The following is a 22,965-nucleotide window of genomic DNA, read 5'->3' as shown; positions in this document are numbered from 1 at the left end:
AGCCCAATCGGGCGAGCATCGCCCGCTGAGGGCGGTATCAGGGCTGGATTGGTCGCGGAACAGTGACCGCACGCCTGCCCGAAGCCGGTCCGGCCAGGTGAGCCTTGCCGTCGAGCAGATAGGCGACGGCGTTGCGGCCCGACTGTTTCGCTGTGTAGAGCAGGGTGTCGGCGTCGCGCAGTTGCCGCTCGGGAGACGCGGGTGTGTTGTGCGCCACGTGCGACGCCGGTTCGTGCGACAGGCCGATGCTGACCGTCACGCGCAGTCCGAGGACCAACGAGGACCACGCGTAGGTCTCTACGCGCGCGCGTGCGGTCTCAGCCAGCGTGACCGCTGTCGGACGGTCGACGCCGGGCAGGACGAGAACGAACTCCTCCCCGCCGTAGCGGGCGCAGAACGCCCCCTCGGGCAGGCCTTGCTGCAGCAACTCGACGACCCGCTGGAGTACCCGGTCGCCGACGAGGTGGCCGAAGGTGTCGTTCACCTGCTTGAACCAGTCGAGGTCCACCAGCGCGACGGCGAGCCCGTGGGCGTGGCTCTGCTCGCTGACGACCTCGACCAGCCGCTGGTCGAGGTAGCGCCGGTTGTAGCTGGCGGTCAGGCTGTCGCGGATGCTCTGCTCGTGAGCTTCGGCGTGCTCGCGGCGCAGCCGGTCGACCTCGCGGCGGAACTGCTCAGGGATCTGCGGGGGCGCGCTGAGTTCGGACATAAGGTCCAAGGCGGACCGCAGGTGCTGGTAGGCCTGGCGGTACTGCCCGCGCGAGGCGAGCAGCGCGGCGATCGACTCGTGCAGACTCACAAGGTTCGCCGCGTCTGCGGGCGGCCCGGCGGCGGCGGAGTCCGGATCCGCGGTTTCGGAGAGCGCGGACCGACGCAGGGGAACCGTCGGCTCGTTGCGCCAGCCGCTGTCCCGGGCCCGCTGGGCGGGCTCAGGCTCGGCGACGCCTCGTCCCAGTGCGGCCACCGCGGTCACCTCCTACCTACGTGGTGTGTCGTCTGTATTGACGCGAGGCTTGAGCGGACGGGACGACTGAAGCCGGGAATTCCCCCTACTGGTGGACTGAACGCTGCGCCAAGCCGGTGACGCTCACTGAGCGCTGTTGCGCTAAGCGCCCATTCGGGTACCCGAATGGATCAGCGGGTCGGGCACGGCGCGAAGCCGTAGGCGCGGCCGTCGAGCACGACGATCCGCTGCGACCCGATCTGCTCGGCCAGGGTCGCGTTGTCCCGCCGGATGCGCACCGAGACACCGACGACGTACACGGAACCGCGGGGGCGCTTGCTCGCGTCCTCGGGCTTCCACTTCGCGTCCGCGCGCAGGGTCGACAGCGCGGGCTCCACGGTGAGCACGAGGTCGCCCAGGTCGCAGGTGCGGTCGGTGAAGTCGGGGTGCTGCGTGCGCCGCAGATAGGCGCGCTGCGCCTGCGGGCCCTCGTCGGCGGCCTCGTTGAAGTCGGTGAAGTACTGGCCGATGAGTTCGCGTTCGACTTCCGGCGCGCTCTCCCCGCCCGCGGGCAGCGCGCGCCCGACCACGGTCGTCGAGCAGCCCGACGCGGTGGCCACGACGAGTAAGACCCCCAGAGCCCACCGCATGTCAGCCCCCGGAGTGCATCAGTTCCGCGCCCGCGGGCACGGCGGCGTCGTCGGGATCGTCGAGCCACCCTTCCGGAAGCACGACCTTGCCCGGCGAACCCTGGCGCCCACGCGGCCCTTCGGCCTCCTCGGGGTAGGGGGCCGTCGGGTCGAGCTGTCCGATCAGGTCGGCCAGTTCGTCGAGCCCGGACACCATCGCGAACCGGGTGCGCAGGTCGCCGCCGATCGGAAAGCCGCGCAGGTACCAGGCCATGTGCTTGCGCAGGTCGCGCAGGCCCTTCTCGGCGCCGAGGTGGTCGGCGAGGAGCGTGGCGTGCCGGAAGAGGATGCGGCCGACGGTGCCCAGGTTCGGCCCGTCGGGGATCGGGGCGCCGGTGAAGGCGGCGTGCAACTCGGCGAACAGCCACGGCCTGCCGAGGCAGCCCCGGCCGACGACGACACCGTCGCACCCGGTCTGCTCCACCATCTTGAGGGCGTCGGTCGCGCTGAAGATGTCGCCGTTGCCCAGCACCGGGATGGTCGTCACCGCTTCCTTGAGCCGCGCGATCCGCGACCAGTCCGCCTGTCCCGAGTACCGCTGCGCCGCGGTCCGCGCGTGCAGCGCGACCGCCACTGCGCCCTCGGCCTCGGCGATGCGCCCCGCGTCGAGGTAGGTGACGTGCTCGTCGTCGATGCCGACCCGGAATTTCACGGTGACCGGCAGATCGCCCGCGTTGCGCACGGCGGCGGCGACGATCTCGCCGAACAACCGGCGCTTGTACGGCAGGGCCGCCCCACCGCCCTTGCGGGTGACCTTCGGGACGGGACAGCCGAAGTTCATGTCGATGTGGTCGGCCAGGTTCTCCGCCACGATGATCTTGACCGCTTCACGCATGTTGGCCGGGTCCACGCTGTAGAGCTGCATGGACCGCGGGTGCTCGTCGGCGCCGAAGGTGATCATTTCCATCGTCTTCGGGTCCCGCTCGACGATCGCCCTGGCGGTGATCATCTCGCAGACGTAGAGGGAGGTGGGGCTGCCGAACTCCCGACACAGCGTGCGGAAAGCCACGTTCGTGATGCCCGCCATCGGGGCGAGCACGACTCCAGGATCGACCTTGTACGGGCCGATCATGAGGGGCTGGACCTGGGACATCACGCCTCAAGGCTAACCGAGTGCCGTTCGGGTCCTGGAATCGTGACCTGGGCTACAGCACCAGGTGCGGCCGACTGGCTCTATGCGCGGTAGGGCGGTTTTGCGATCATCGTGAAGTCCGAGGTCGTCTGTTCCTGGCTCGGTGGGCCGAATCGTGTATTCGGGCCGGCCGTGGAGGTGCGGGCGTTCCTTCTCCAGCGGTCGACGGAGGACGCCGATGCTGTTCGCGCGCGTTTCCCCCGGCCCGACGAGGGAGAACGCTCCATGCCCACGTTTGTCCAAGTGCTGACACGGCTGCCCGTGCCGCTGCTCGCGGTTGCCGTGCTGCTCAGATACGTGCCCTCCGCGCTGCTGGTCCTGCTCGCGGGAGTGATCGCGGTGGCGGTGCCAGGTGAGCGCGGCGAGCGGGCGCTCACGGTCCTGCGACTGCTGCTGCCCGCACGTCGTACAGGATTGGCCGAAGGCGACGAACGTGATCAGCGCAGGTGCACGAACCGCGTCCCGGCGGCCAGCAGGGGTGGCAGGGCGGCGGCCATGCCCTTCGCGGTTGCGCCGCTGGGGCGGTTCATGTGGGCGATGACGATCGAACCCGGACGTACCCCCGCCATGGCCGCGGTGATCTGCGGCAGGCTCGCGCGGGCGCCGCTGTCGGCGTTGACGTCGAAACCGATGACCTGTTCGCCCAGCTCGGCGACGATCTTCGTGGCCACGTCGTCGTAGTGGGCGGTGCCGGAGCGGAAGAACGCGGGCGGGTGGCCGAGTGCCTGGGTGAGCAACTGGTGGTTGCCCGCGATCTCGTCGTAGGCCTCGCCGGCGTCGCGAGTGCCCGCGATGCCGTAGGCCGAGCGGCCTGCGACCGAGAGCGGCAGGTGTCTGGTGCCGTGGTTGGCGATGTCGAAGAGCGGGTCGGCGGCCAGGTCGCGGAAGGTCGCCGGGTTGGCCTCGATCCAGCGGGCGTTGAGGAACAGCGTGGCGGGGGTGCCGAGGTCGCGCAGGGTCTTGATCAGCGCGGCGTCGTACTGGGCGCCGCCGGGACCGCCGCACGCGTCGAAGGTCAGGGCGACGCCGGACGACGGCAGGCGGTTGATCACGCCCGGCACGGTCAGGCCGAACCGGGTGGGCCGGGCCGCCCGGTAGCGGCTCACCACGGCCGCCCGCGCGGCAGGCGGTGTGGTGGAGACCGGCGCCGGTGAGGCCGTCGTCGTGGGTGCGGGAGGCGAAATCGGCGACGGACTCGGTGACGGGCTCGGCGCGGAAGTCGGCTCGGTCGCCCGCGGGCGGGGCTGCGGTGGCGTGCAGGCGCTGAGCGCGCCCACCGCGCCCGCGGTGAGCAGTGCCCGCCTGCTGAGTGTCATCCCCACGCCATCAGGCTAGGGCCTGACCAGTCGATCTTGGCGGAGCCGCCCTGGTCCGGGGCCTACAGCTCCGAGTACCAGTCCGACAGCCCGGTGTCGGCGGTGTCGTCGGCCTGGAACAGGTCGGCGTCGGCGAACGCGCCGTCGTCGAGGGTGTCGTCCTCCGCGGGCGGCTCCTCTTCGGCGGCGGGCTCTTCCTCCTCGGCGGCAGGCGGCTGGTCGGACTCCCCGGAGCCGTCAGACCCCTCGGACTCCCCGGACTCATTCTCGAACTCGACGTCCGCCGGGATGTTCTCGAAACCCGAGTCCGGCTCGCCGCCCGAACCGTCCTCGCCCTTGGCGCCGCCCTCGTCCTTGGGTCCGTCCTCCTTGGAACCATCCTCGTCCCTGGGCTCGTGGTCCTGGGGCTCTTCCTTGTTCTCGGTGGGGACGTTCTCGCCCTTGTCCTCCACGGGCGCGTCCTTCGCGGGCGTGTCCTCCTCGGGGACGTCGGACGGCTGGTCCTGCGACTGGTCGTCCGGCGCGGCGTCCTTCTCCGGGACGTCCTCCGCCTGCGGTTCGGCCTTCGGCTCGCCGCCCTGGCCCTTGGCGTTCCACGTGCCCAGCCCGGTCGGGTCGGAGTACGCCGACTCGGCCACCCCGTCGTTGTCGTGATCGAGCAGCGCCGTGTCGGCGACGCCGTCGCCGTCGGAGTCCCACATGGCGTCGTCGTAGCGGCCGTCACCGTCGAAGTCGACGGCGATCGCGTCCGCCGTGCCGTCGCCGTCCACGTCCACATTGGCCTGGCCGTGGTGCACGTTCGGGTCGCCCTCGCCGGTGCCGAACCGGTACTCGATGTCCGCCATGTGTCGTCCCCTCTGAGATCTAAGTCGACGGGTAGACGTCCATGTCCCCGCCTTGGTTCCAGCTCGCCCACGGGTTCGTCGCGAGGTAGGCGTTGCGGTACCGCTTGTCGTCGGTGACCTCTTCGCCCAACCACGGCGGGCGGGGGAACTCGGCGTCGGCAGTGTCCAGTTCCAGTTCGGCGAGCACAAGCCCGGCGTTGTCGCCGAGGAACACGTCCACTTCGAACAGATACCCGTCGACGTCGACGACGTGGCGGTCCTTCTCCACCGGTGAGCCCTCGCACAGCCCCGAGGAGCGCACGCCTTCGACGAAGTCCACCGGCACCTCGGTCTCGAACTCCGGCCGGGAGATCCCCTTGGCCTGGCCCTTGACCGTCACCCACGCCTTGTCGCCGGAGCTGCGCACCCGCACCTGCGCGCGTTCGCCGATGGCGAGGTACGCCTGCACCATCCGGTTCGTCGAGATCACCGACGACCGCCACGAGTCGTCCGCCACCAGGAACTTCCGCTCGATTTCCTCCATCGCGCCAGGCTGTCAGGCCGGGTCCGCGCCGTCCACCGCCCTCAGTAGTAGGACTCGGCGAGCAGGCTCATGAGCGTCTCGCGTGGCGCGTCGGCCCAGTCCCCCGGCGAGACGGCGACCGCCCGCGCCCAGACCAGGGTCCGCGCGACCTTCGCGACCCGGCATGCCAGGTCCAGCTCGGCGACCAGCTCCGCGCGTGACCCGAGGTCGGCGAAGACCTCGAGGTAGGCGTCGCGCACTCGCAGCACGCCGGTCGTCTGCTTGCCCAGCAGGTCGGAGAGGACCTTGAGCGGCACGAACATCGCGGCGAACGGGTGCGCGACGACGGCGTCGCCCCAGTCGTAGAAGCGCACCGCGTCGGGCTCGGCCAGATCGGCGAGCAGGATGTTGCCCACGTGCAAGTCGTTGTGGTCCAGGCTGGGCGGGACCGGGGAGAGAGCCAGCCGGGCGCACCAGTCGGCGAACTCGCCGGACTTCGCGGCGACCGCGGGCAGGCCGCCCACCACGGCGAGGGCCTCCTCGAACCGTTGCGGCATCACCGTGGGCCGCATGTCGGTGACGCCCGCGGCGAGCATCCGGTCGACGTGCGGGGCGAGGTCGCGCTGCAGCAGCCCGTAGCGCGGTATGACCTCGGTCAGCACCTTGACCAGGTCGTCCTCGGCGAGGTCGCGCTCGGCGAGCGTGCGGCCGCCGTCGGGCAGCAGCATCCAGCCGCGCTCGGCGTCGGTGGCGATCGGTTCGAGGACGCGGTGCGGGATCAGCTCGTGCAGCACGTCGTACAGCCCGGCCTCGAAGGCGTTCGGCGGGTTGACCGCCTTGAGCCACACGGTTCCGACCGTGGTCGGCGCGGTCAGCTGGGTCGACCACGGCCGCACGCGCGGCTGCTCGACCGGGCCGGTCCGCTCGATGCCCGCGGCGGCGAGCCGCTCGTCCAGCCACGCCGTCGCCTGCTCCACCCATGCCGACGACGACCACAGTTCGAATCCCATGGCCACCAGCCTTCCAAACGCGGACCGAAACGCCCAGGGCGCCGCGATGGGCGCCCCTGGGCGGTGGATCAGCCGGTCACCGAGAGGCGGTAGCCCGCGACGCCCGCCTGGCAGGTGTAGGAGGCGAACACGCCGTCCGCGACACCGTTGTCGCCGCTGGTGGCGCGGTGGCCGCTGGAGCCGGTGTAGAGGAAGATCGAGTTGGCGGCGCGGCCCGCGCGGTGCCCGCGGCGAGCGCGACCGCGGCGGCGGTGCCTGCCAAGACGGTGTCACGGCGCGCATCTGTCCCGCCTTCCCGGAATTTTGTGTGTTGGTCCTGATCGTGGGCACCTGCCGGTTCAGGGGGCACCGTGGTGGCCGCCGTCACGGTCCCCTTGGTTGACGGTTGTGGGCGGCCATTTCGCTTGGCAGGCAAGGGATTTCTCCCTTGTTAGCGCACACTGAGACCTGTGATGTCGATCATGTGCCCGAACTCCAGCCGTCGCCCCACTCCACGTCGCGGGCCCGCCTGTACGCGTCGGGATCGCGTTTGGTGATCTTGGCTTCGGCGAGCCCGTCCGCGCCCGTGCACAGGCTCAGCGAAACCAGTCCCTTGCGCTTGAACGGGTGGCGCAGGACCCGGTTGTCGACGTGCGGCAGGTCGGCGCGGGTGAGGGCGACGTAGGAGTACTTCTCGTCCTCGTGCGCGAGCGTCGCGGACTTGATCCGCCGGTGCAGCGCGGTCCGGTTGAGCCGTTCGGCGAAGTGGCACCAGTCCTGGCCGCGTGGAATCGGGCACGCGCGCTCGTGCGGACACGGCGCCAACACCTTCATCCCGTCGGCGATGAGCAGGTCGCGGGCCGCGACGATCCGCTCATAGCCCGCGGGCGTGCCGGGCTCGACCAGCACCAGCAGCCCCGCGTCCTGGGCGAGCGAGCGCACCACCGCCGCCCGCGACGACTCCGCCAACTCCCCCAGCACGTAGGACAGCGTCACCAGGTCGGCGGCGGGCTTGGCCACGCTGCTCCCGATGACCGCGCGCTCCCACCGGGCTGATCGCAGAGCGGGCTCCGACGACCGCTCCGCCAGCTTGCGGCCCAGGGCGATCGCGGGCGCCGACTGCTCCAGCACGGTCACCTCCGCCAGCGACGGCCACACCGCCTGGGCCGCCCACACCGACGTCCCCGTGCCGCCGCCGACGTCCACCATCGACTTCGGCTGGAACTCGGGGGCCAGGACGGCCGCGTGGCGCAGCGCGGCCGACACCGCGGCGAAGGTCGCGGGCATGCGGTAGGCCGCGTAGGCCGCCACCGTCAGGTCCTTGTCGAGCACGGGCGACGACGGGTCGACACCACCGCGGTACCGCTCGATGAGCGCCTCCACAGCCGTCGTGACCTGCGAGGTCGGGAACCGCCCGAGGGCGTCGTCGAGGGCGCCTGCGAGCTCGGCGGGGAGGGTGGACACGGCTTCGAATCATGCCTGGTCAATCCCGGTCGGCCCACCTGGGTGGTAATGACCGGGCCTTGACCTCGTCCGGCGGTGGCACGACCATCGGCACGACCAGATCAGGAGCCCGCGATGTTCAGTGAGCCCGACTTCGCCTACGAGGACACCATGCCGTCCTTCGCGGCCGCCCTCCGCTCGGCGATCGATGCCAAGGGCCTCGGGCTGGTACGGATCCAGGACCGGCTGAGCAGGCGCGGGGTGTCGGTCAGCCTGGCGACGCTGAGCTACTGGCAGACCGGCCGCAGCCGCCCGGCGCGGCAGTCGTCGCTCGCCGTGGTGCGGCACCTCGAGGACATCCTGGACGTTCCGCGCGGCGCGCTGACCGCGCTGATCGACCCGCACCGCCCGGCGATGGGCGCGTTCTGGCCGCGGGAGACCCGGGTGGAGGACGCGGTCAGCGAGGTCGACATCGGCTGGGACGACCGGCTGACCCGGCTCAGCCAGCACGACCGGGTCGTCGTCGGCGGCGACCGGGGCGAGCGGACGTCGACCTCGCGGCAGGTGCTGCGGGCCGAGGCGGACGGGCCGGACCGCTGGATCGTCATCAACCACATCGACGAGCACGACCGCGCCCTGCCGACGATCCGGCCGCTGCGCAACTGCCACCTCGGGCGGACCATCAGCAGGCCGCAGAGCGGGCTGCTGGTCGCCGAACTCGTCTTCGACGCACCACTTCGCCGAGGCGAGACGATCGTCCTCGAACACGAACTGATCAGCAGGCCGCCGCATCCGTTGGCCACCAACTACGAGCGCAAGTTCCGGCTGCCGGTGCGTGAGTACGTGCTGGAGGTGTGCTTCGACCCGGCCGCCGCGCCTGGGCGGTGCGAGCAGTTCGCCCGGACCGCGGGCAATGCCGAGCGGGTGCGGCCGATGGCGGTTGATCACCGGCACACGGTGCACAGCGTGGCGTTGGATTTCGGGCCGGGGTGTTTTGGGTTTCGCTGGGACTGGGACTGATCCGCCGCAGGTCTTCCTGCCGGCTCTGGCGGGTGCCTGCTGGGTGGGTGAGGAAATGCTGGGTTGTGGGTCAGGTCAGGGAATTCCGGTGTGGGTAAGGTGAAAGTTGGTCTGTCCCGCCGGCCGTCATCCATCCTGTGCGGATGCTTGGTCGGGGCGGAAATGGATCTTCGGGTTCAGCTCAACCTTCCTGGCCGCCAAACGTCTTCCAGTGGAGAGCCGACTATGCCTGGGGGGCGAAGATGCGTGTGGGTCAGGACGCCGATCTTGCCGAGCGAATACTGAACCAGCCACTGGTGGCCGCCGCGATGGTGGCGGGTTGCGTGGTGATCGGGTTCGCGGCGTTTGTGCTGGCTGGATGGCGGAACTGGCCTCGGGTTCCGGCGGTGCTCGCGGGCTTCGGGCTCGCGCTCGCGCTGGCCGTCACGTTGGGCAGATCCGGTGTGCTGGACCCGGACATCGCCACCATGGACCCGTTTCGCCGCTGCGTCGAGAATGATTTCGCGTTGGCGAGTACGAAACAGCGGTTGAACTTCTACATGCTCATGCCGTTCGCGTTCTTCGCCACTTTGACTGTGCGCAGGCCGTTGCTGGTGATGATCTCTTGCGCCGCGCTCAGCGCGGGAATCGAACTCACCCAAGCGCTTATCGCGGTGGGTGTCTGCGATTCGCAGGACTTTTACAACAACACCGCCGGCGGTGTGATCGCCGTGGCGGCGGCGTGGGCGATCGGCCTGCTTGTCCCGGTGCGCGGGCGGGACACGGAACCGGATGCCGCCACCACGCGGCGGTGACGGCACCCGGGTTCATCCGCGACGGTCAGCAGGAGCCGAGGTCGCGCCAGTTGCTCCACTGGGACGATCCGGGAGCCTGGCCTGAGGTGTACCAGGTCGCTTCCCAGCGGTGGCCGCTGTAGGAGACGCGGTTGCCTGGCGAGTACCAGACATTCGGGTTCCACGGCTGGACGTCCGAGCACGTCGGCGACGGCGTCGGCGTGCCGCCGCCGCCGGTGGTCTGGTTGATCCAGTTCTTGTACGCCGGAACGTTCATGTAGATCGCGGGCGCTGTGCCGCAGGTGTCCTGACCCCTGCCCGCCCGGCTGGTCGCGCCGGTCAGCTCCCAGCGGCCGTTGACCTGGCGCACCGACGGGCCGCCCGAGTCGCCGTAGCAGGCACCGGTGTTGGGCTTGTCGCCGAGACAGATCTCCTTGGTGGAGTCGAAGTCGTCCGTGCGGCCGGAGCTGAGGACCTTGACGTCGATCTCGCGCAGGTTCGTCGGCGGGCCGCCGCAGCCGCGGGTCGGGCAGGTCTGGCCCCAGCCGATGAGCCGGGTGACGGTGCCCGCCGGGCCCGGGTCGGCGGCGATGGCGATCGGCGCCTGCTGCACGGCGGAAGCGAGCTTGACCAGAGCGAAGTCGCGCCCGTCCTGGCTCTTCGTCTGCGACGCGATCCGTACCAGCGTGCCGCCGGAATTCCATGTGGTGGTGCCGACCCGCGCCTGAGTCAGGCTGCCGACGCAGTGCGCGGCGGTCGCCACCCACTGCGGGGCGATCAGCGAACCGCCGCAGTAGTGCCCTTGCGATGTCTGCAGGGACACCATGAACGAGTAGGTCTGGCCGGCGTCGCCGCCACCGATGATCATCGGTTGGGCCACGTTGTCCTCGGCGGGCGGCGGCGCGGCGAACGCGGACGGCGCGACGACCGCCACACCGATCGCGGTCACGGTGAGACTCGCCGCGAGCGCAGCTTTCCTGAGCCGCGTGCGGGATCCTCTCAAATGCGGGGTGTAAAACTCGGACGCAGGTATCCGTGCAGCGAAATATGGTCCAGCTTTCTGACCAAAGCTCATCTAAACGAGGTATTAATTGCGGTTATGGCGAACTTGGAACTAAGACACCTGCGGACGATCTGCGCGATCGCCGAGGAAGGAAGCGTGTCGAAGGCGGCGGCGAGAATCGGTGTGTCGCAGCCCGCGTTGACCACTCAGCTGCGCTCCATCGAGCGGCTGATCGGCGGCGACCTGTTCGAGCGGTCCCCGTCGGGCAGCGTGCCGACCGAGTTGGGCCGCAGCCTCATCCGCTCGGCCCGGGTGGTGCTCGACGACGTCAAGACGCTGCTGAACATGGGCGACCCGAAGACCCGCTCGGCGGCGGACACGTCGCTGGTTTTCGCCTCGATACCGATGCTGTTCACCGGGACGGTGGTCTCCGAACTGGCCGCGTGGATCCGCTGCGCGAAGGTGCGGGTGCAGACCTACACGGCCGGGTCGTGCGTCCTGGACCTGGTCGCGTCAGGTCGCGCGGACCTCGCTGTGTTCGAGTGGTCCGAGGGTCTTGAGCAGCGAAAACTTGCCGGTGTCGAGGTTCGTTCCCTGGTCGGTGAGCCGCAGTTCGTCGGCCTGAGCGAGAACGACCCGCTCTCCGGAGCCGACGAAATCGACCTCGCCGACCTGGCTCGCCGAGACTGGGTGGTGCCGCCGCCGGACGTGGACGGCCTGCGCATCCAGCTCCGCCACGCGTGCGACGCGGCCGGTTTCCTGCCCCGCCTCACCCACCAGGTCAGCGACGCGCGGACCGCCATGACACTCACCGCGGGCGGCGCGGTCTGTCTGCTCCAACCCGCCTCGATCGACGGCCACGGGATCGTCGTGCGCCCGCTGCGCGGCACGCCGCTGATCACCCCGGTGCTGTTGGCCATGCGCTCGGACGGTCTGTGGGCCGACCGCAGACATGAGATCACCGCCTGCGTCGCACACGCCTACTCACCATTGTCGCGCGCAATCCCTATTACGCGAAGTGGTGGACCAGTCATCCGGAACACCACGCCGAACTCGACGCCGCACGGCTTCTCCCGAGGCCCAGTCGACCGCAGTAGGCGGATTCACGAAATGTCTGCTATCCGCCATCAACGCCATTGCCAGTTTGCGGCCATCAGCGTTTTTGATGCCCGAATGGGATAGGCGCGGGACACCCTGTCCCCCCGGGATGCGCCCGCTGATCACCCAGTCACCCCTCCCCAGCGTGCGGCACCCGGTACACTCGCGCAGCGGAGGGGGCGTTAGCTCAATCGGTAGAGCTGCTGACTTTTAATCAGTAGGTTCCGGGTTCGAGCCCCGGGCGCCCCACAACCTCCCCCGTCGGCCCTGGTCGATCCGGTTTCGCCACGCGTTGAATTTACTACCGTGGCTTCGACTTCCGGGGGGAACGATGGTCAGCACAACTCAGTCCGGTCGGTGGGCGGGATATGCGACCGCGGGGTGCGCCTTCCTGTACGCACTGACCAGCTTCTACTGGGGTTCCGGCGGCACCTTCGCCCTCGACACGGTCGGCCGCGAGGCGGTGCGGCTGATCGAGGCGGGTGATCCGGGCATCCATCTCGCGGTGTGGTTCGCGGGAGTCGTCAAGGTCGCAGGTGGAGTTCTGGCTTCTATGGCCACCTCTACCTGTGGGGCCCGTGGTTCGTCGTGTGGGGCGTTCTCATGGGCATCACCGCCTTCTACTACAACCGCGGCGCGCGACGGTCGGCTGACCGCGACTCTCAGGCGGCGCTCGGGTCCGCGGGCGACACCGTGAGGTGATAGTCCACCGACACGGAGAGAGTCCCGGCGTCGCCGCGGATGGTGATCGTGTGGTCGCCTGGCGGCAGCGGTGCGATGGCGACCCACAGCCCGCACGCTCGGCCGCTGAACCTACCCGCCTTGTCGCTCACCGGGTTGTCCGCGACGCCCCGAACCGTGATGTCGGAACCGCTCCACCGCAGGAGAGTCTGTGTCTCGCCGTCGACCGCCACCGCGCCCGACGCGCCACTGAGGAATACCCGGCAGCCCGTGGCGTCGCGCGCGACCCGGTTCACCACTGGTGCGACCAGCATCCGTCCCGCCGGAGCCGCGCACCTGCGCGTCGCCGTCTCGCCGAATGTGCCCGCGAGGAACCAAGGACCCGTGGCGGGCTGGTCGACCGCGCAGTCCTCGCCCGTCAGGTCCATGACCGGGTTGGTCGCGGGCGGGGAGCCTGCCGCCCAAGTCCACCACGCGGTCTGGATGGCGGCCTCGTCCAGTGCGGAACCGCGCTCGCCGGTCGGCGAAGGGGGAGGAGGTTCGGCGGGGCCGGTGGTCCCACAGCCCGCGGCCAGCAACGCCGCCAGGACAATCGTTCTGCGCACCGCGGAAGCATATGCGGTGGTCAGGTGTAGAGGCCCGCCAATTCCGTGACCGTCTTCGCGAACAGTTGTCGGAGTTCCGGCGGTTCGATGATCTCGATGTCCGCGCCCAGCCGCAGCAAGTCGCTGACGGTGTGGTCGGGGGATTCGACGGGGATCACCGCGCGAGTCCATTGTGGACGCGTGCCGGGCTCGCCGGTGTCCGCGACCGCCCGCACGGTCTCGGCGGACAGGATGTCCGGCAGCCGCTCCACTCCGCGCGGGGACAGCTCGACGGTCGCCGTTCCGCGCATGCGCCAGGACAGGAACTCTTCCACGTAGGACTTCCAGTAGGCGACGAGATCGAAATCGGGGCGCTCGAACGTTTCCGTGGACACCTCGAGGTCCAGGATCGCGGAGACCCGGTACGTCGACACCGTGGTCGAGCCCTGCGCCACCAGGTACCAGCGGCCCGCTTTCAGTACGACGCCGTAGGGCCGCAACGTGCGGGTCACCTCACGGGGCGCTTTCCAGCGGCGGTAGCGCACGTCGATCACCCGCTGGTTCCACACCGCGCCCGCGACGGCGGCGAGGTGCGGCGTCTCGTCGGCCTGGTACCAGCCCGGGGTGTCCAAATGGAACCGAGAGGTGATGCGGCCCGCCCGGTCGCGCAGCTCTTCGGGCAGGGCCGCGACCATCTTGAGCTGTGCTGCGGCGACCACCGAGCCGAGACCCAGTTCGGCGGCGGGTCCGGGCATCAGGAACAGGGACTCGGCTTCGTCGCTGGTGAGTCCCGTGAGCTTGGAGCGGTAGCCGCCGAGCAGTTGGTATCCGCCCGCGGGGCCCGCGTTGCCGTACAGGGGGATGCCCGCGGCGTGGAGGGCGTCGACGTCGCGGTAGACGGTGCGGATCGACACTTCGAGCTCGGTGGCGAGTTCCTGGGCGGTCATCCTGCCGCGGGTCTGCAGGAGCAGGAGAAGGGAGACCAGTCTGCTCGCGCGCATGGCGGAATTCTCGCAGGTATCACTGACAGAAGATGTCAGTGATACCCCGCTAGCGTCGCGGTCATGACCAAGGGGTTCGACTTTCTTCATGGCAGCTGGAACGTGCTCAACCGCAGGCTGCTCGCACCGCTGACCGGCAGCGACGAGTGGGACGAGTTCCCCGCGGTGTCGACGTGCCGACCGTTCTTCGGCGGCAACGTCGATGAGGTTTCGTTTCCCACCAAGGGGTCCGCTGGGATGACACTGCGGACTTGGGACGTTGCGGCGGAACAGTGGGCGATCTACTGGATCAGCAGCCGGACGGGGGTGTTGCAGGCGCCGGTGTTCGGGAACTTCGGCTCGGACGGCGAGGGAAAGTTCTACGGCTGGGACGAGTTCGAGGGGCGGCGGGTGAAGGTCAGCTACCTGTGGACCGTGAACTCGCCCGACTCGGCTACCTGGCGGCAGGGATTCTCGGTGGACGACGGGGAGAGCTGGGAGATCAACTGGGTGATGGAGTTGTCTCGCTGACTCTTCGTGGCACCGCGTTTCCGGTGGCTCCCGGGGGTTAAGCCGGTGCCTTGTACTCGTCCTCGCCACCAAAGTCCCGTACTTCGCGGGTCCGGAACGGTTTGGGACCGGTCGGCGAAGTGCGCGGGGTGCGGAGGACTGGGGGGACAAGAAAGGGCGGCTGCCACAGGGGGGTGGTGGCAGCCGCCCTTTCGGGGCTATCTCAGGTGTGTCAGATGTTCGCGATGGTCTTCGTCGCGTCGATCAGGCCCGCGCCGCAGCCTTCGGCGCAGACGCCGGGGAGGGGGCGGACGTTGGCCTTCAGCGCTGCCTCGACCTGGGCCGGGGTCAGCGGCTTCTCGCCGAGCATCAGGGCGACCAGGCCCGCGACGTGCGGAGCGGCCATGCTGGTGCCCATGAACGTCTTGTAGTCCTCGGTCGTCTGCACGGTCGCGCCCGCGTTGATCGTCGAGAGGATGCCGTCCTGCGGCTTGGTGCGGCTGCCGGACGGGTCGGTCTCGTTGCGAACCTCGCCACCGGGGGCGGCGACGTCGATCAGGCTGCCGTAGTTCGAGTACCACGCGCGGTTGCCCTCGCGGTCGCTGGCGGCCACCGAGACCACGTTGTTGCAGTTGGCCGGGGTGAAGCCCGAGACGTTGGAGTTCGAGTTGCCCGCCGCGATGACGACGGTGGTGCCGCGGGAGACGGCGCCGTCGATGGCGCGCTGGTAGGCGCGGGCGCAGCTGCCACTGCCGCCGAGGCTGAGGTTCAGGACCTTGGCCGGGTTGGCGTTCGCGGGCACGCCGCGGACCCTGCCGCCCGACGCCCAGGTGATGGCGTCGGCGATGTCGGAGGTGCGGCCACCACACTTGCCCAGGACGCGGACGGGGACGATCTTGGCTTTCGCCGCGATGCCGGTGATGCCGTTGGCGTTGTCGCTGACCGCCGCGATGGTGCCCGCGACGTGGCTGCCGTGCCAGCTCGAGTTGCTCGGGTTGGCCGCGCCGCCGCACTCGCCCGCCGCGTACCAGTCACCCTCGTCGTTCGGGTTCGCGTCGCGGCCGTTGCCGTCGCGGGCGCTGGTGGCGTCGCTGATGAAGTCGTAGCCGGGCAGCACGTTCCCGTCGAGGTCGGAGTGCTTCACGATGCCGGTGTCGATGACCGCGACGGTCACGCCCGCGCCGTCAGCCGTGGTCCACGCGCCGGGGGCGTTCATGCCGGCGGTCGGCTCGAAGAGGTCCCACTGCTCGCTGTAGCGAGTGTCGGTGGGGACAGCGGTGGCGGTCATGATCAGGTCGGGCTCGACGCTCACGACACCGGCCTGCTTGCGTAGGTCGTTGATCAGCGCGGCCGTGCCGTTGCGGCCGAGGCCACGGGACGGCTTGACGACGACGCTGCCCGACTCGAGCTCGCGCACCTGGGTGACACCCTTGTGGGCGAGGCCACGGGACTTCGCCGAGTCGGCGAAGGTGACGATGAACTGGTCGTAGCCAGCCTCGATCGCCTCGTCCTGACCAGCCTGTGCCGTTCCTGCCAGCGTCGGAACCGCGAACCCGGCGAAAGCCAGGCCCAGGGTGGCGAGCGCGGCGGTGTACCGCTTCTTCATCAAGAGGTCCTCTCGTGAATGCGCAACCGGTGACGGCATGCACCTTCGGGTGAACATTGCCTTCACCATTCGAGAGGGAACTTAGGTCGAGTTATGACGCTCCGAAACCGTTCACAGTTGCCAGTTGAGGGAGGGTCTAGACCCTTTCCAGAGGGCGATTCGCCTGGTCGAATCGATCCAGTAGACCCTGACTCCGCTCTCGGTAACGATTGATGGAAGCCACCTTGATCTCCTCGTAGCCGCGCACCGAATCCGGCAGCGCCGCCAATTCGCAGGCCACAGCGTGGCTCTCGGTGGTCATTTCAGCCGAGATCCGCTCGATCACCGCGATGTATTCGCTGATCAACGCACGTTCCACCTTGCGCAGGTGGGCGTAGCCGAACGGGTCGAAAGCGGTGCCGCGAAGTCCGCGAAGCGCGCGCAGCACCTTGAACGCCGGACCGGCCGTCCGCTTGAGCGTGAGCTTCCGCTTCATCCCCATGGCCCGCAGCATCGGCGGGTGCAGCTGGTAGCCGATCGTGGCGCCCGCGCCGAACTTCTCCTCGACCGACGCCCGCAGCTCCGGGTCGAGGTGCAGCCGGGCCACCTCGTACTCGTCCTTGTAGGCCATGAGCTTGAACAGGTTCCGCGCGACCGCCTCCGCCAGTGGCGTGCCAGGCAGGCCCAGCGCCCGCTCGGCCGCTTCCACAGTGGACACGACGTCGGTGTAGCGGCGGGCGTAGTCGGCGTTCTGGTACGCGGTCAGCTCCGGCACCCGGATCGCCAGCAGGCGCTCCAGCTCGGTGCCTTCCACCGGGGCCGCGGTGGGCTTCGCCGAGCTGATCCAGGTCGGGTCCTGCACGACCTTGCGGCCCGCGCGGAACGCCTGGATGGTCGTGGCCACGCCGACGCCGTTGAGCTCGACGGCCCGCTCGATGGCCGACGCGGTCAGCGGCAGCAGCCCGGCCTGATAGGCCGCGCCGACGACGAGGAAGTTGGCCGCCGCCGTGCTGCCGAAGAGCCGTTCCGCCAGGTCGAGAGCGTCGAAGGCGTGCACCGACTTGGTCCGCCCGGAGATCTTGCCGAGCAGGTCCTCCCGCCCCGGGTAGGACGCCGCCGGGTCGACGACCATCCGCCCGGTCGGGACCTCGGAGGTGGACACGACCGCGATGGTCTGGTCCGAGCACCGCGAGAGGTTGACGTCGGTGGTCGCGGCCAGCGCGTCGAAGGCGAGGTAGCCGGTGGCGGTGCCCGCGGGCACGAGCCCGGGCAGCGACGTCGGCTCCGGGGTGATGCGCAGGTGGGAGACCACCGCGCCGGCCTTCTGGCTCAGCCCGGTCTGGTCGAGTGCCCGCGCGTCGAGGCCGCTGATCAGGGCCGCGGTGGCGAGCACCTGGTTGGTCGTGACGACGCCGGTGCCGCCGATGCCGACCATCACGAGGTTCGCCGAGGTCGGCCGTGAGTCGGGTTCGGGCAGGTCGGCGGGCAGTTCGTCGCGGACCAGCCGCTTCTTGCCGGTGCCGGGGATGACCGTGAGGAACGACGGACAGTCGCCGAGCAGGCAGGAGTAGTCCTTGTTGCACGACGTCTGGTCGATCTGGGTCTTGCGGCCGAACTCGGTGTCGGTCGGCTCGACGCTCAGGCAGTTGGACTTCTGCCCGCAGTCGCCGCAGCCCTCGCACACCGACTCGTTGATCATTACCCGCTTCGCCGGGTCGGGTGCCAGCCCGCGCTTGCGCTTGCGGCGCTTCTCCGCGGCGCACTCCTGGTCGTAGAGGATCACCGTGACGCCCTCGGTCTCGCGCAGCTCGCGCTGGACCTCGTCCAGGTCGTCGCGGTGGCGGACCTTCACGCCCGGCGCCCACTTCGTCGAGCGCGGGTACTTGCGCGGCTCGTCGGAGACCACAACGGTCTTGACGACACCTTCGGCGTGCAGCATCCGGGTCACCGCGGCCGGGTCGACCGACCCGTCGGCGTGCTGGCCGCCGGTCATCGCGACCGCGGCGTTGTAGAGCAGCTTGAAGGTGATGTTGGTGTTCGCCGCGACGGCCTGGCGCACGGCGAGGCTGCCGGAGTGGAAGAACGTGCCGTCGCCGAGGTTCTGGAACAGGTGCGTCGTGCCGGTGAACGGCGCCGCGCCCACCCAGCTGACTCCCTCGCCGCCCATCTGCGTGAAGCCGACGCTGCGGTCCATGAACGTGGTCATCGCGTGGCAGCCGATGCCCGCGCCCGCCAGCGACCCGTCCGGGGTCTCGGTGGAGCGGTTGTGGGGGCAGCCGGAACAGAAGAACGGCGTGCGGTTGACCGGGGTGAGCGTCAGCGCGGGCAGCCGCGGCTTGAACGCCGGGTGCCGCAGGTCGACGTGCTCGCGGCCGACCCGGTCGGCAAGAAATCGTCCCAGAGCGGCCACAATTCGATCGGACTCCAGCGCGCCGTGGACCGGGATGAGCGTCTTCCCCTCGGGGCCCTGCTTCCCGTAGACGCGCGGCCGGACGGCCTTGTCGAACAGCGCTTCCTTGATCAGCGTCTCGATGAACGGGCGCTTGTCCTCGATGACGACCATCTCGTCGAGGCCGTCGGCGAAGCGGAACAGCAGGTCCCGGTCGAGCGGGTGGACCATGCCGAGCCGCAGCACCCGGATCCCGCGTGCGCGAAGCGCGTCCTCGGTCAGGCCGAGGCGCTGCAGCGCGTCGCGCAGGGAGGCGTAGTTGTGGCCGGAGGCGACCAGGCCGATGCGCGCGTCCGACACCGCGCCCTCGATGCGGTCCAGGCCGTTGGCCGCGCCGAACGCGACGGCGGCGGCGAGCCTGCCGTCGAGCACCTCGCGCTCCATCGCCAGCGCCTCGGGGATACCGACGCCGGGCTTGTGGGTGGGCCGCCACGGCCGCCCGTCCCACTCGAACTCGGGGACCACGATCTCCGGCGTCGCGCCAAGGTCGACGATCTCGTAGGCGTCGCCGATGTTGGTGACCACGGTGAACCCGGTCCACGCGCCGCTGAACCGCGACATCTCGAAGCCGAAGCGCCCCAGTCGCAGCACGTCGGCGACGTCGACCGGCGCCAGCACCGGCATGAGCGACTCGGCCAGCGCCATCGTGGAGTTGGACGGCAGCGACGACGACTTGCTGGCGGGGTCGTCACCGGCGACGACGAGCACACCGCCGCGCGGGGTGGTGCCCATCCAGGTGCCGTGCTTGAACGCGTCGACGGAGCGGTCCACCCCGGGCGCCTTGCCGTACCAGAGGCCGAAGACGCCCTCGAAGGTCGGATCGGGCAGCTGCGGGGCGAGCTGGGAGCCGTAGACGACGGTCGCGCCCAGCTCCTCGTTGACGCCGGGGATGAACTTGATGTCGTGCTCGGCGAGCAGGTCGGCGTTGCGGTCGAGCACCTGGTCGAGCCCGGCGAGCGGCGACCCCCGGTAGCCGGACACGAGCCCTGCGGTCTTCCAGCCCCGGGCCTGGTCGGCGCGGTGCTGGTCGACCAGCAGCTTGCCGAGGGCCTGCACCCCGGTCATGGCGCCCAGACCCGAGGTCCGGCGCACGACGTCAGCGGGGCGGTACCCCTCGAACAGCTCCGTCATGGTCGTCGACACCTCTCATCGGCCTGCGCGTCGCGGGCAAGGAGACGGCCCGCAGTGAGCGTAGTGCAAGACTGTGAGGTGGAATTTGAGCGAATTGCTCAAATCTGGTCCGCGTCCAGTGAGGAGGTTGCGCAGCATGGGCATGCTGAACCGCCTTGACCTGCGGGTCATCCGCGAACTGGTGGCGAGCCCGCGCATCGGCATCACCGAACTGGCGGAACGTCTGGGCATCGCCCGCAACACCGCCCACGCCCGCGTCGCCCGCCTGGAACGCCAGGGGGTCGTGGGCATGCGCGGCCGCTCAGTGGACTACACCGAACTGGGCGTCGAGGTGACAGCCTTCCTGACGGTGCAGGTGGCACAGGGAAGGCTGGGATCGGCGATCGAAGACCTGGCCGTCGTCCCGTTCGTCCTGGAGGCCCACGGCATCGCAGGCGACGGCGACCTGCTGGTTCGCGTCGCCGCCCGCAACACCCGGCACCTGCACGAAGTGATCAACGCGGTGCTGGCCTGCCGAGGCGTCATCCGCAGCACCACGGCCGTCGCGATGACCGAACAGATCCCGTACCGGGTCGCCCCACTACTCGACGCCCTGGAACGCGCCATCCCTTGATCGCGCCCCACCATCGCGACAGGCCGTCGACAGGCACCAGCAGCCAGAGCCGCCAGGCACCCCAAGCAGCTATGCGGGAGCCGAAGACTGTTCCCGAACAGGCTGAGCAGCCGACGCGTACAACCAGGCGAACAACGCCCAAGCCAGCGCGAACACCCCACCGACAAACAGATAGGCGATCGACCACAACACCGCCGGAGTGTCCGACTTCCGCTCCCGCTGCAAGAAGTCGATCTCCGCCACAAACGGATGCGGCCCATCCACGGCCGCGATCGCCGGCGCGTTGGCGGCCGGATCCGCCGGCGCGTAAACAGGCGCCAAGGTCAGCACACGGTCAGCGGTGTGCAGCCGGATCCCCGACTTCCAGTTGCCGAACACCGGCAGCGGCTCGCTGGTCCGGTAAACCCCGTCCCCCAGCGGAACCAGCGGAGCGCTGTTGAACCCGCCACCCTGCCAGGAGAACCCGTTCAGCCACACCGCGTCCTCGGTGATGGACGCCGGGGTGATCTTCACCGTCGCGTTGACCCACCGCTCCGGGGCGCCGTCGGGCCGCTCCACGTGCAGGCCCGTGGGCGACTCGGTGAGCTGGATGTCCGCCGACCAACCGGGTTCCGGGTCCTGCGGCGGGACCACGAAGCCGAGCACGGCCGTCGCGCCGAGTGCGCCGACGAGTCCGAGCGCGTGCCTACGGCGGAACCCCTGGGGGGCAATAGTTTGCGGGTGGGCGATCTCCTCGATCCGCTGGTGCTGCCAGGCGCCGATGAGGCCACCGGCGACACCGGCGAGCACACCCACGACCAGCGTGTCGGCGAGCATCGAGGTCGGCCACGGGTCGGGCATGATCCACTGGCTCAGGCCGGTCTCGGCCAGCATGCCCAGGGTGCCGACCGCCAGGCCGGACACCGCGCCGAAGGCGTAGCCGGGCCGCAGGAACAGGGCGACGACCTCGATGATGATCGCCTCGGCGATGCACGGCAGCAGCACGGCCACGTGGAAGTCCTGGGCGAACGGGATGGCCACGAACACCAGGCGAGAGAGGAGCAGCACCGCGACCGTGATCAGCGCGCCGCCGGGGCCGAAACTCGCCCGGGCGACGACCATCGGCCACGTGGTGGTCAGCGCGACCAGTCCGACGTGGGCGAGCATCGGGAACTGCGGCACGCCGAGGTCGAACTCCATCAGCATCGCCGAGGTGCCCATCAGCCAGGCGCCCGCCGCGATCACCCCGAGCCAGCGGGTGACCTTCGTGTCGCCGGTGATCTGCCGGGCCTCGGCGAGCAGAAGCTGGATGCCGATCACGACGATGATGCCGCCGCAGATCATCAGCACGTGCGTGGGGCCCCACTCGGTGACGTCCTGGCCGAAGAGCCGGTGCCACAGGTCGTCGAGGGGGAAGCCCATCAGGCCGACGGAGCCGGTGGCCATCATCAGCACGCTGCCGCGCGGGATGCGCAGGTTCGGGCCGATCTTCAGGCCGCGGGGCGGCATGTCGCGCACGGCGAGGGCGGCGCTGATGATGCCGGAGGCGAAGATGCCGACGAGGCCGAAGTAGATCGGGTAGTGCGAGGGGTTGGCCAGCGGACCTTCGTCGCGGCCGAGTTCCATGTGGATCGGGACGTCCCAGTAGACGCCGATCAGCGCGGACATGCCGGAGGCGAAGGCGACAGCCATCGGCAGCGGCGCCCAGCGGGGCAGGCCGGTGATCCGGGCGCTGAAGTCGGCCAGTCCGCCCAGCAGCGTCTTGCGCCCGCGGGCCTCGCGCACGACGAAGATCGTCAGCGGGATGAACACCGCCGCGAACATGCCCAGGGCAATGAGGATCTGCAGGACGGGCGCGCCCCCGGCGGGTGGTGTGTCGGCGTGTGCCAGCGTCATTGGTCCTTGCCTCTCTCGCAGCTGCTCGAAGCCATGATAGCAAGTAACAGTTACTTCCGGTAACACCAATCTTGGGTCCGCTGTGGACGGGTGGAACCTCTGTGGTCTCCACCGCGTCACATTGTGGCGCGGAAACGCGAACAACACATTGGGAGACCGCTAGGGTCGGGACCACAACCGGGTGATGGGGGCGGTACATGGGTGAGTTCGTCGCGGCGACTCTCCGGTTCCCCGTCGTGTTGTTCACCTTCCTCTTGCTCGTAGTGATCCTTTACTGGCTTTTCGTCGCGCTGGGTGCGTCCGAAGTAGACGCGGTGGACACCCTCGACGGCGGCGTCGCCGGCGGGTTCGGTCTCGGTGGTGTGCCGGTGAGCATCGCGCTCACCCTGGTGGTCGTCGTGGCGTGGTTCGTCGCCCTCGTGGGCACGGTCCTGCTCGGCGACGTCGGATTCCCGGCTCCGCTCAAGATCGCGGCCCTGGTGGGCGTGCTCCTGGCCGCGCTGCTCATCGCGCTGCTCGTGACCCGCGTGGTCGTGGTCCCGCTGCGGAAGGTTTTCGGCGACGAGATCGTCGCCTCCCGCATCGACTTCGTCGGCAGGCCGTGCGTGGTGCGCACCGGCGTTGTCGACGAGACCTTCGGCCAGGCCGAGGTCACCGCCGATGACGGTTCCTCGGCGATCATCCAGGTCCGCCGCGCGGGCGGGCCGGTGCTGCGCACCGGCGAGACCGCGTTCATCTATGACTACGACCCGACCGGCGAGTTCTTCTGGATCTCCGCGGTCGACGTTCCACTCTCCTGATCTG

20 protein-coding genes and 1 tRNA gene are annotated in these 22,965 nt (G+C 69.7%); 7 read left to right on the top strand and 14 right to left on the bottom strand.

Annotation, left to right across the window (positions count from 1 at the left end; all coding sequences use genetic code 11):
• Nucleotides 1-37: 37 nt before the first annotated feature.
• The 8 genes from GPZ80_RS05650 to GPZ80_RS05615 form a co-directional block, all read right to left on the bottom strand.
• Nucleotides 38-973: a GGDEF domain-containing protein gene (locus tag GPZ80_RS05650; protein WP_187218724.1), complete on the bottom strand. Its 936-nt coding sequence runs from the start codon at nt 971-973 to the stop codon at nt 38-40.
• 161 nt (nt 974-1,134) lie between these two features.
• Complete coding sequence (locus GPZ80_RS05645; RefSeq protein WP_187218722.1) at nt 1,135-1,593, bottom strand: hypothetical protein; 459 nt, start codon at nt 1,591-1,593, stop codon at nt 1,135-1,137.
• Nucleotide 1,594: 1 nt separating this feature from the next.
• Nucleotides 1,595-2,725: a tRNA dihydrouridine synthase DusB gene (gene dusB / locus GPZ80_RS05640; protein ID WP_187219013.1), complete on the bottom strand. Its 1,131-nt coding sequence runs from the start codon at nt 2,723-2,725 to the stop codon at nt 1,595-1,597.
• Nucleotides 2,726-3,201: 476 nt separating this feature from the next.
• Complete coding sequence (locus GPZ80_RS05635; protein ID WP_187219011.1) at nt 3,202-4,080, bottom strand: polysaccharide deacetylase family protein; 879 nt, start codon at nt 4,078-4,080, stop codon at nt 3,202-3,204.
• 62 nt (nt 4,081-4,142) lie between these two features.
• The gene (locus GPZ80_RS05630; RefSeq protein ID WP_187218720.1) at nt 4,143-4,925 is read right to left on the bottom strand and encodes a hypothetical protein; all 783 of its coding nucleotides are present in this window, start codon (nt 4,923-4,925) and stop codon (nt 4,143-4,145) included.
• A gap of 19 nt (nt 4,926-4,944) precedes the next feature.
• Nucleotides 4,945-5,448 carry a CYTH domain-containing protein gene (locus GPZ80_RS05625; protein WP_187218717.1) on the bottom strand — a complete coding sequence of 168 codons (504 nt, stop codon included), beginning with the start codon at nt 5,446-5,448 and terminating at the stop codon, nt 4,945-4,947.
• Between the two features lie 41 nt (nt 5,449-5,489).
• Nucleotides 5,490-6,437 (bottom strand): phosphotransferase, encoded by a 948-nt coding sequence (locus GPZ80_RS05620; RefSeq protein ID WP_187218715.1) that lies wholly within the window; start codon nt 6,435-6,437, stop codon nt 5,490-5,492.
• Nucleotides 6,438-6,896: 459 nt separating this feature from the next.
• On the bottom strand, nt 6,897-7,880 hold the full coding sequence (locus GPZ80_RS05615) for a small ribosomal subunit Rsm22 family protein (RefSeq protein WP_187218713.1): 984 nt from the start codon (nt 7,878-7,880) through the stop codon (nt 6,897-6,899).
• Between the two features lie 114 nt (nt 7,881-7,994).
• On the opposite strand from GPZ80_RS05615, the gene GPZ80_RS05610 reads away from it, so the two are divergent.
• Nucleotides 7,995-8,879 carry an XRE family transcriptional regulator gene (locus tag GPZ80_RS05610; protein ID WP_187218711.1) on the top strand — a complete coding sequence of 295 codons (885 nt, stop codon included), beginning with the start codon at nt 7,995-7,997 and terminating at the stop codon, nt 8,877-8,879.
• A 242-nt stretch (nt 8,880-9,121) separates the two neighbouring features.
• Nucleotides 9,122-9,673, top strand: a complete 552-nt coding sequence (locus tag GPZ80_RS05605; RefSeq protein ID WP_187218709.1) for a VanZ family protein — start codon at nt 9,122-9,124, stop codon at nt 9,671-9,673.
• Between the two features lie 25 nt (nt 9,674-9,698).
• Here GPZ80_RS05605 and GPZ80_RS05600 read toward each other — a convergent pair whose 3' ends face one another.
• Nucleotides 9,699-10,601: a trypsin-like serine protease gene (locus tag GPZ80_RS05600; protein ID WP_312880131.1), complete on the bottom strand. Its 903-nt coding sequence runs from the start codon at nt 10,599-10,601 to the stop codon at nt 9,699-9,701.
• Between the two features lie 150 nt (nt 10,602-10,751).
• Here GPZ80_RS05600 and GPZ80_RS05595 point away from each other — a divergent pair, with 150 nt between their 5' ends.
• Nucleotides 10,752-11,837 (top strand): LysR family transcriptional regulator, encoded by a 1,086-nt coding sequence (locus GPZ80_RS05595; protein WP_246476778.1) that lies wholly within the window; start codon nt 10,752-10,754, stop codon nt 11,835-11,837.
• Between the two features lie 92 nt (nt 11,838-11,929).
• Nucleotides 11,930-12,002, top strand: a tRNA-Lys gene (locus GPZ80_RS05590).
• Between the two features lie 413 nt (nt 12,003-12,415).
• Here GPZ80_RS05590 and GPZ80_RS05580 read toward each other — a convergent pair.
• Together GPZ80_RS05580 and GPZ80_RS05575 are read right to left on the bottom strand one after the other, a co-directional pair.
• Nucleotides 12,416-13,039 carry a signal protein gene (locus GPZ80_RS05580; protein ID WP_187218704.1) on the bottom strand — a complete coding sequence of 208 codons (624 nt, stop codon included), beginning with the start codon at nt 13,037-13,039 and terminating at the stop codon, nt 12,416-12,418.
• A gap of 20 nt (nt 13,040-13,059) precedes the next feature.
• Nucleotides 13,060-14,019: a helix-turn-helix transcriptional regulator gene (locus GPZ80_RS05575; protein ID WP_187218702.1), complete on the bottom strand. Its 960-nt coding sequence runs from the start codon at nt 14,017-14,019 to the stop codon at nt 13,060-13,062.
• 63 nt (nt 14,020-14,082) lie between these two features.
• On the opposite strand from GPZ80_RS05575, the gene GPZ80_RS05570 reads away from it, so the two are divergent.
• Nucleotides 14,083-14,529 (top strand): hypothetical protein, encoded by a 447-nt coding sequence (locus GPZ80_RS05570; protein WP_187218701.1) that lies wholly within the window; start codon nt 14,083-14,085, stop codon nt 14,527-14,529.
• Between the two features lie 211 nt (nt 14,530-14,740).
• On the opposite strand, the gene GPZ80_RS05565 is transcribed toward GPZ80_RS05570, so the two are convergent.
• Nucleotides 14,741-16,114, bottom strand: a complete 1,374-nt coding sequence (locus tag GPZ80_RS05565) for a S8 family peptidase (RefSeq protein WP_222718866.1) — start codon at nt 16,112-16,114, stop codon at nt 14,741-14,743.
• Nucleotides 16,115-16,250: 136 nt separating this feature from the next.
• A complete protein-coding gene (locus GPZ80_RS05560) occupies nt 16,251-19,673 on the bottom strand; it encodes an indolepyruvate ferredoxin oxidoreductase family protein (protein ID WP_187218698.1) in 3,423 nt (1,140 codons plus the stop codon).
• A 136-nt stretch (nt 19,674-19,809) separates the two neighbouring features.
• On the opposite strand from GPZ80_RS05560, the gene GPZ80_RS05555 reads away from it, so the two are divergent.
• On the top strand, nt 19,810-20,286 hold the full coding sequence (locus tag GPZ80_RS05555; RefSeq protein ID WP_166657898.1) for an Lrp/AsnC family transcriptional regulator: 477 nt from the start codon (nt 19,810-19,812) through the stop codon (nt 20,284-20,286).
• A gap of 69 nt (nt 20,287-20,355) precedes the next feature.
• Here the strand turns inward: GPZ80_RS05555 and GPZ80_RS05550 are convergent, their stop codons facing one another.
• Nucleotides 20,356-22,161 carry a hypothetical protein gene (locus GPZ80_RS05550; RefSeq protein WP_187218696.1) on the bottom strand — a complete coding sequence of 602 codons (1,806 nt, stop codon included), beginning with the start codon at nt 22,159-22,161 and terminating at the stop codon, nt 20,356-20,358.
• Between the two features lie 197 nt (nt 22,162-22,358).
• Here GPZ80_RS05550 and GPZ80_RS05545 point away from each other — a divergent pair, with 197 nt between their 5' ends.
• Nucleotides 22,359-22,961: a hypothetical protein gene (locus GPZ80_RS05545; protein ID WP_187218694.1), complete on the top strand. Its 603-nt coding sequence runs from the start codon at nt 22,359-22,361 to the stop codon at nt 22,959-22,961.
• The last annotated feature ends 4 nt before the right edge of the window (nt 22,962-22,965 follow it).

This window comes from Actinokineospora xionganensis (genome assembly GCF_014323725.1).
In the GTDB taxonomy this organism is placed as follows: Bacteria; Actinomycetota; Actinomycetes; order Mycobacteriales; family Pseudonocardiaceae; genus Actinokineospora; species Actinokineospora xionganensis.
Note: the sequence above shows the minus strand (reverse complement) of the source record. Positions and strands in the feature narration are given on the sequence as shown.

Coding starts and splice junctions, on each gene's coding strand:
- GPZ80_RS05610 (WP_187218711.1), top strand. CDS start 7,995: ATGTTCAGTGAGCCCGACTTCGCCTACGAGGACACCATGCCGTCCTTC.
- GPZ80_RS05555 (WP_166657898.1), top strand. CDS start 19,810: ATGGGCATGCTGAACCGCCTTGACCTGCGGGTCATCCGCGAACTGGTG.
- GPZ80_RS05560 (WP_187218698.1), bottom strand. CDS start 19,673: ATGACGGAGCTGTTCGAGGGGTACCGCCCCGCTGACGTCGTGCGCCGG.
- GPZ80_RS05595 (WP_246476778.1), top strand. CDS start 10,752: ATGGCGAACTTGGAACTAAGACACCTGCGGACGATCTGCGCGATCGCC.
- GPZ80_RS05565 (WP_222718866.1), bottom strand. CDS start 16,114: ATGAAGAAGCGGTACACCGCCGCGCTCGCCACCCTGGGCCTGGCTTTC.
- GPZ80_RS05635 (WP_187219011.1), bottom strand. CDS start 4,080: ATGACACTCAGCAGGCGGGCACTGCTCACCGCGGGCGCGGTGGGCGCG.
- GPZ80_RS05620 (WP_187218715.1), bottom strand. CDS start 6,437: ATGGGATTCGAACTGTGGTCGTCGTCGGCATGGGTGGAGCAGGCGACG.
- GPZ80_RS05645 (WP_187218722.1), bottom strand. CDS start 1,593: ATGCGGTGGGCTCTGGGGGTCTTACTCGTCGTGGCCACCGCGTCGGGC.
- GPZ80_RS05625 (WP_187218717.1), bottom strand. CDS start 5,448: ATGGAGGAAATCGAGCGGAAGTTCCTGGTGGCGGACGACTCGTGGCGG.
- GPZ80_RS05630 (WP_187218720.1), bottom strand. CDS start 4,925: ATGGCGGACATCGAGTACCGGTTCGGCACCGGCGAGGGCGACCCGAAC.
- GPZ80_RS05575 (WP_187218702.1), bottom strand. CDS start 14,019: ATGCGCGCGAGCAGACTGGTCTCCCTTCTCCTGCTCCTGCAGACCCGC.
- GPZ80_RS05550 (WP_187218696.1), bottom strand. CDS start 22,161: ATGACGCTGGCACACGCCGACACACCACCCGCCGGGGGCGCGCCCGTC.
- GPZ80_RS05605 (WP_187218709.1), top strand. CDS start 9,122: ATGCGTGTGGGTCAGGACGCCGATCTTGCCGAGCGAATACTGAACCAG.
- GPZ80_RS05545 (WP_187218694.1), top strand. CDS start 22,359: ATGGGTGAGTTCGTCGCGGCGACTCTCCGGTTCCCCGTCGTGTTGTTC.
- dusB (WP_187219013.1), bottom strand. CDS start 2,725: ATGTCCCAGGTCCAGCCCCTCATGATCGGCCCGTACAAGGTCGATCCT.
- GPZ80_RS05570 (WP_187218701.1), top strand. CDS start 14,083: ATGACCAAGGGGTTCGACTTTCTTCATGGCAGCTGGAACGTGCTCAAC.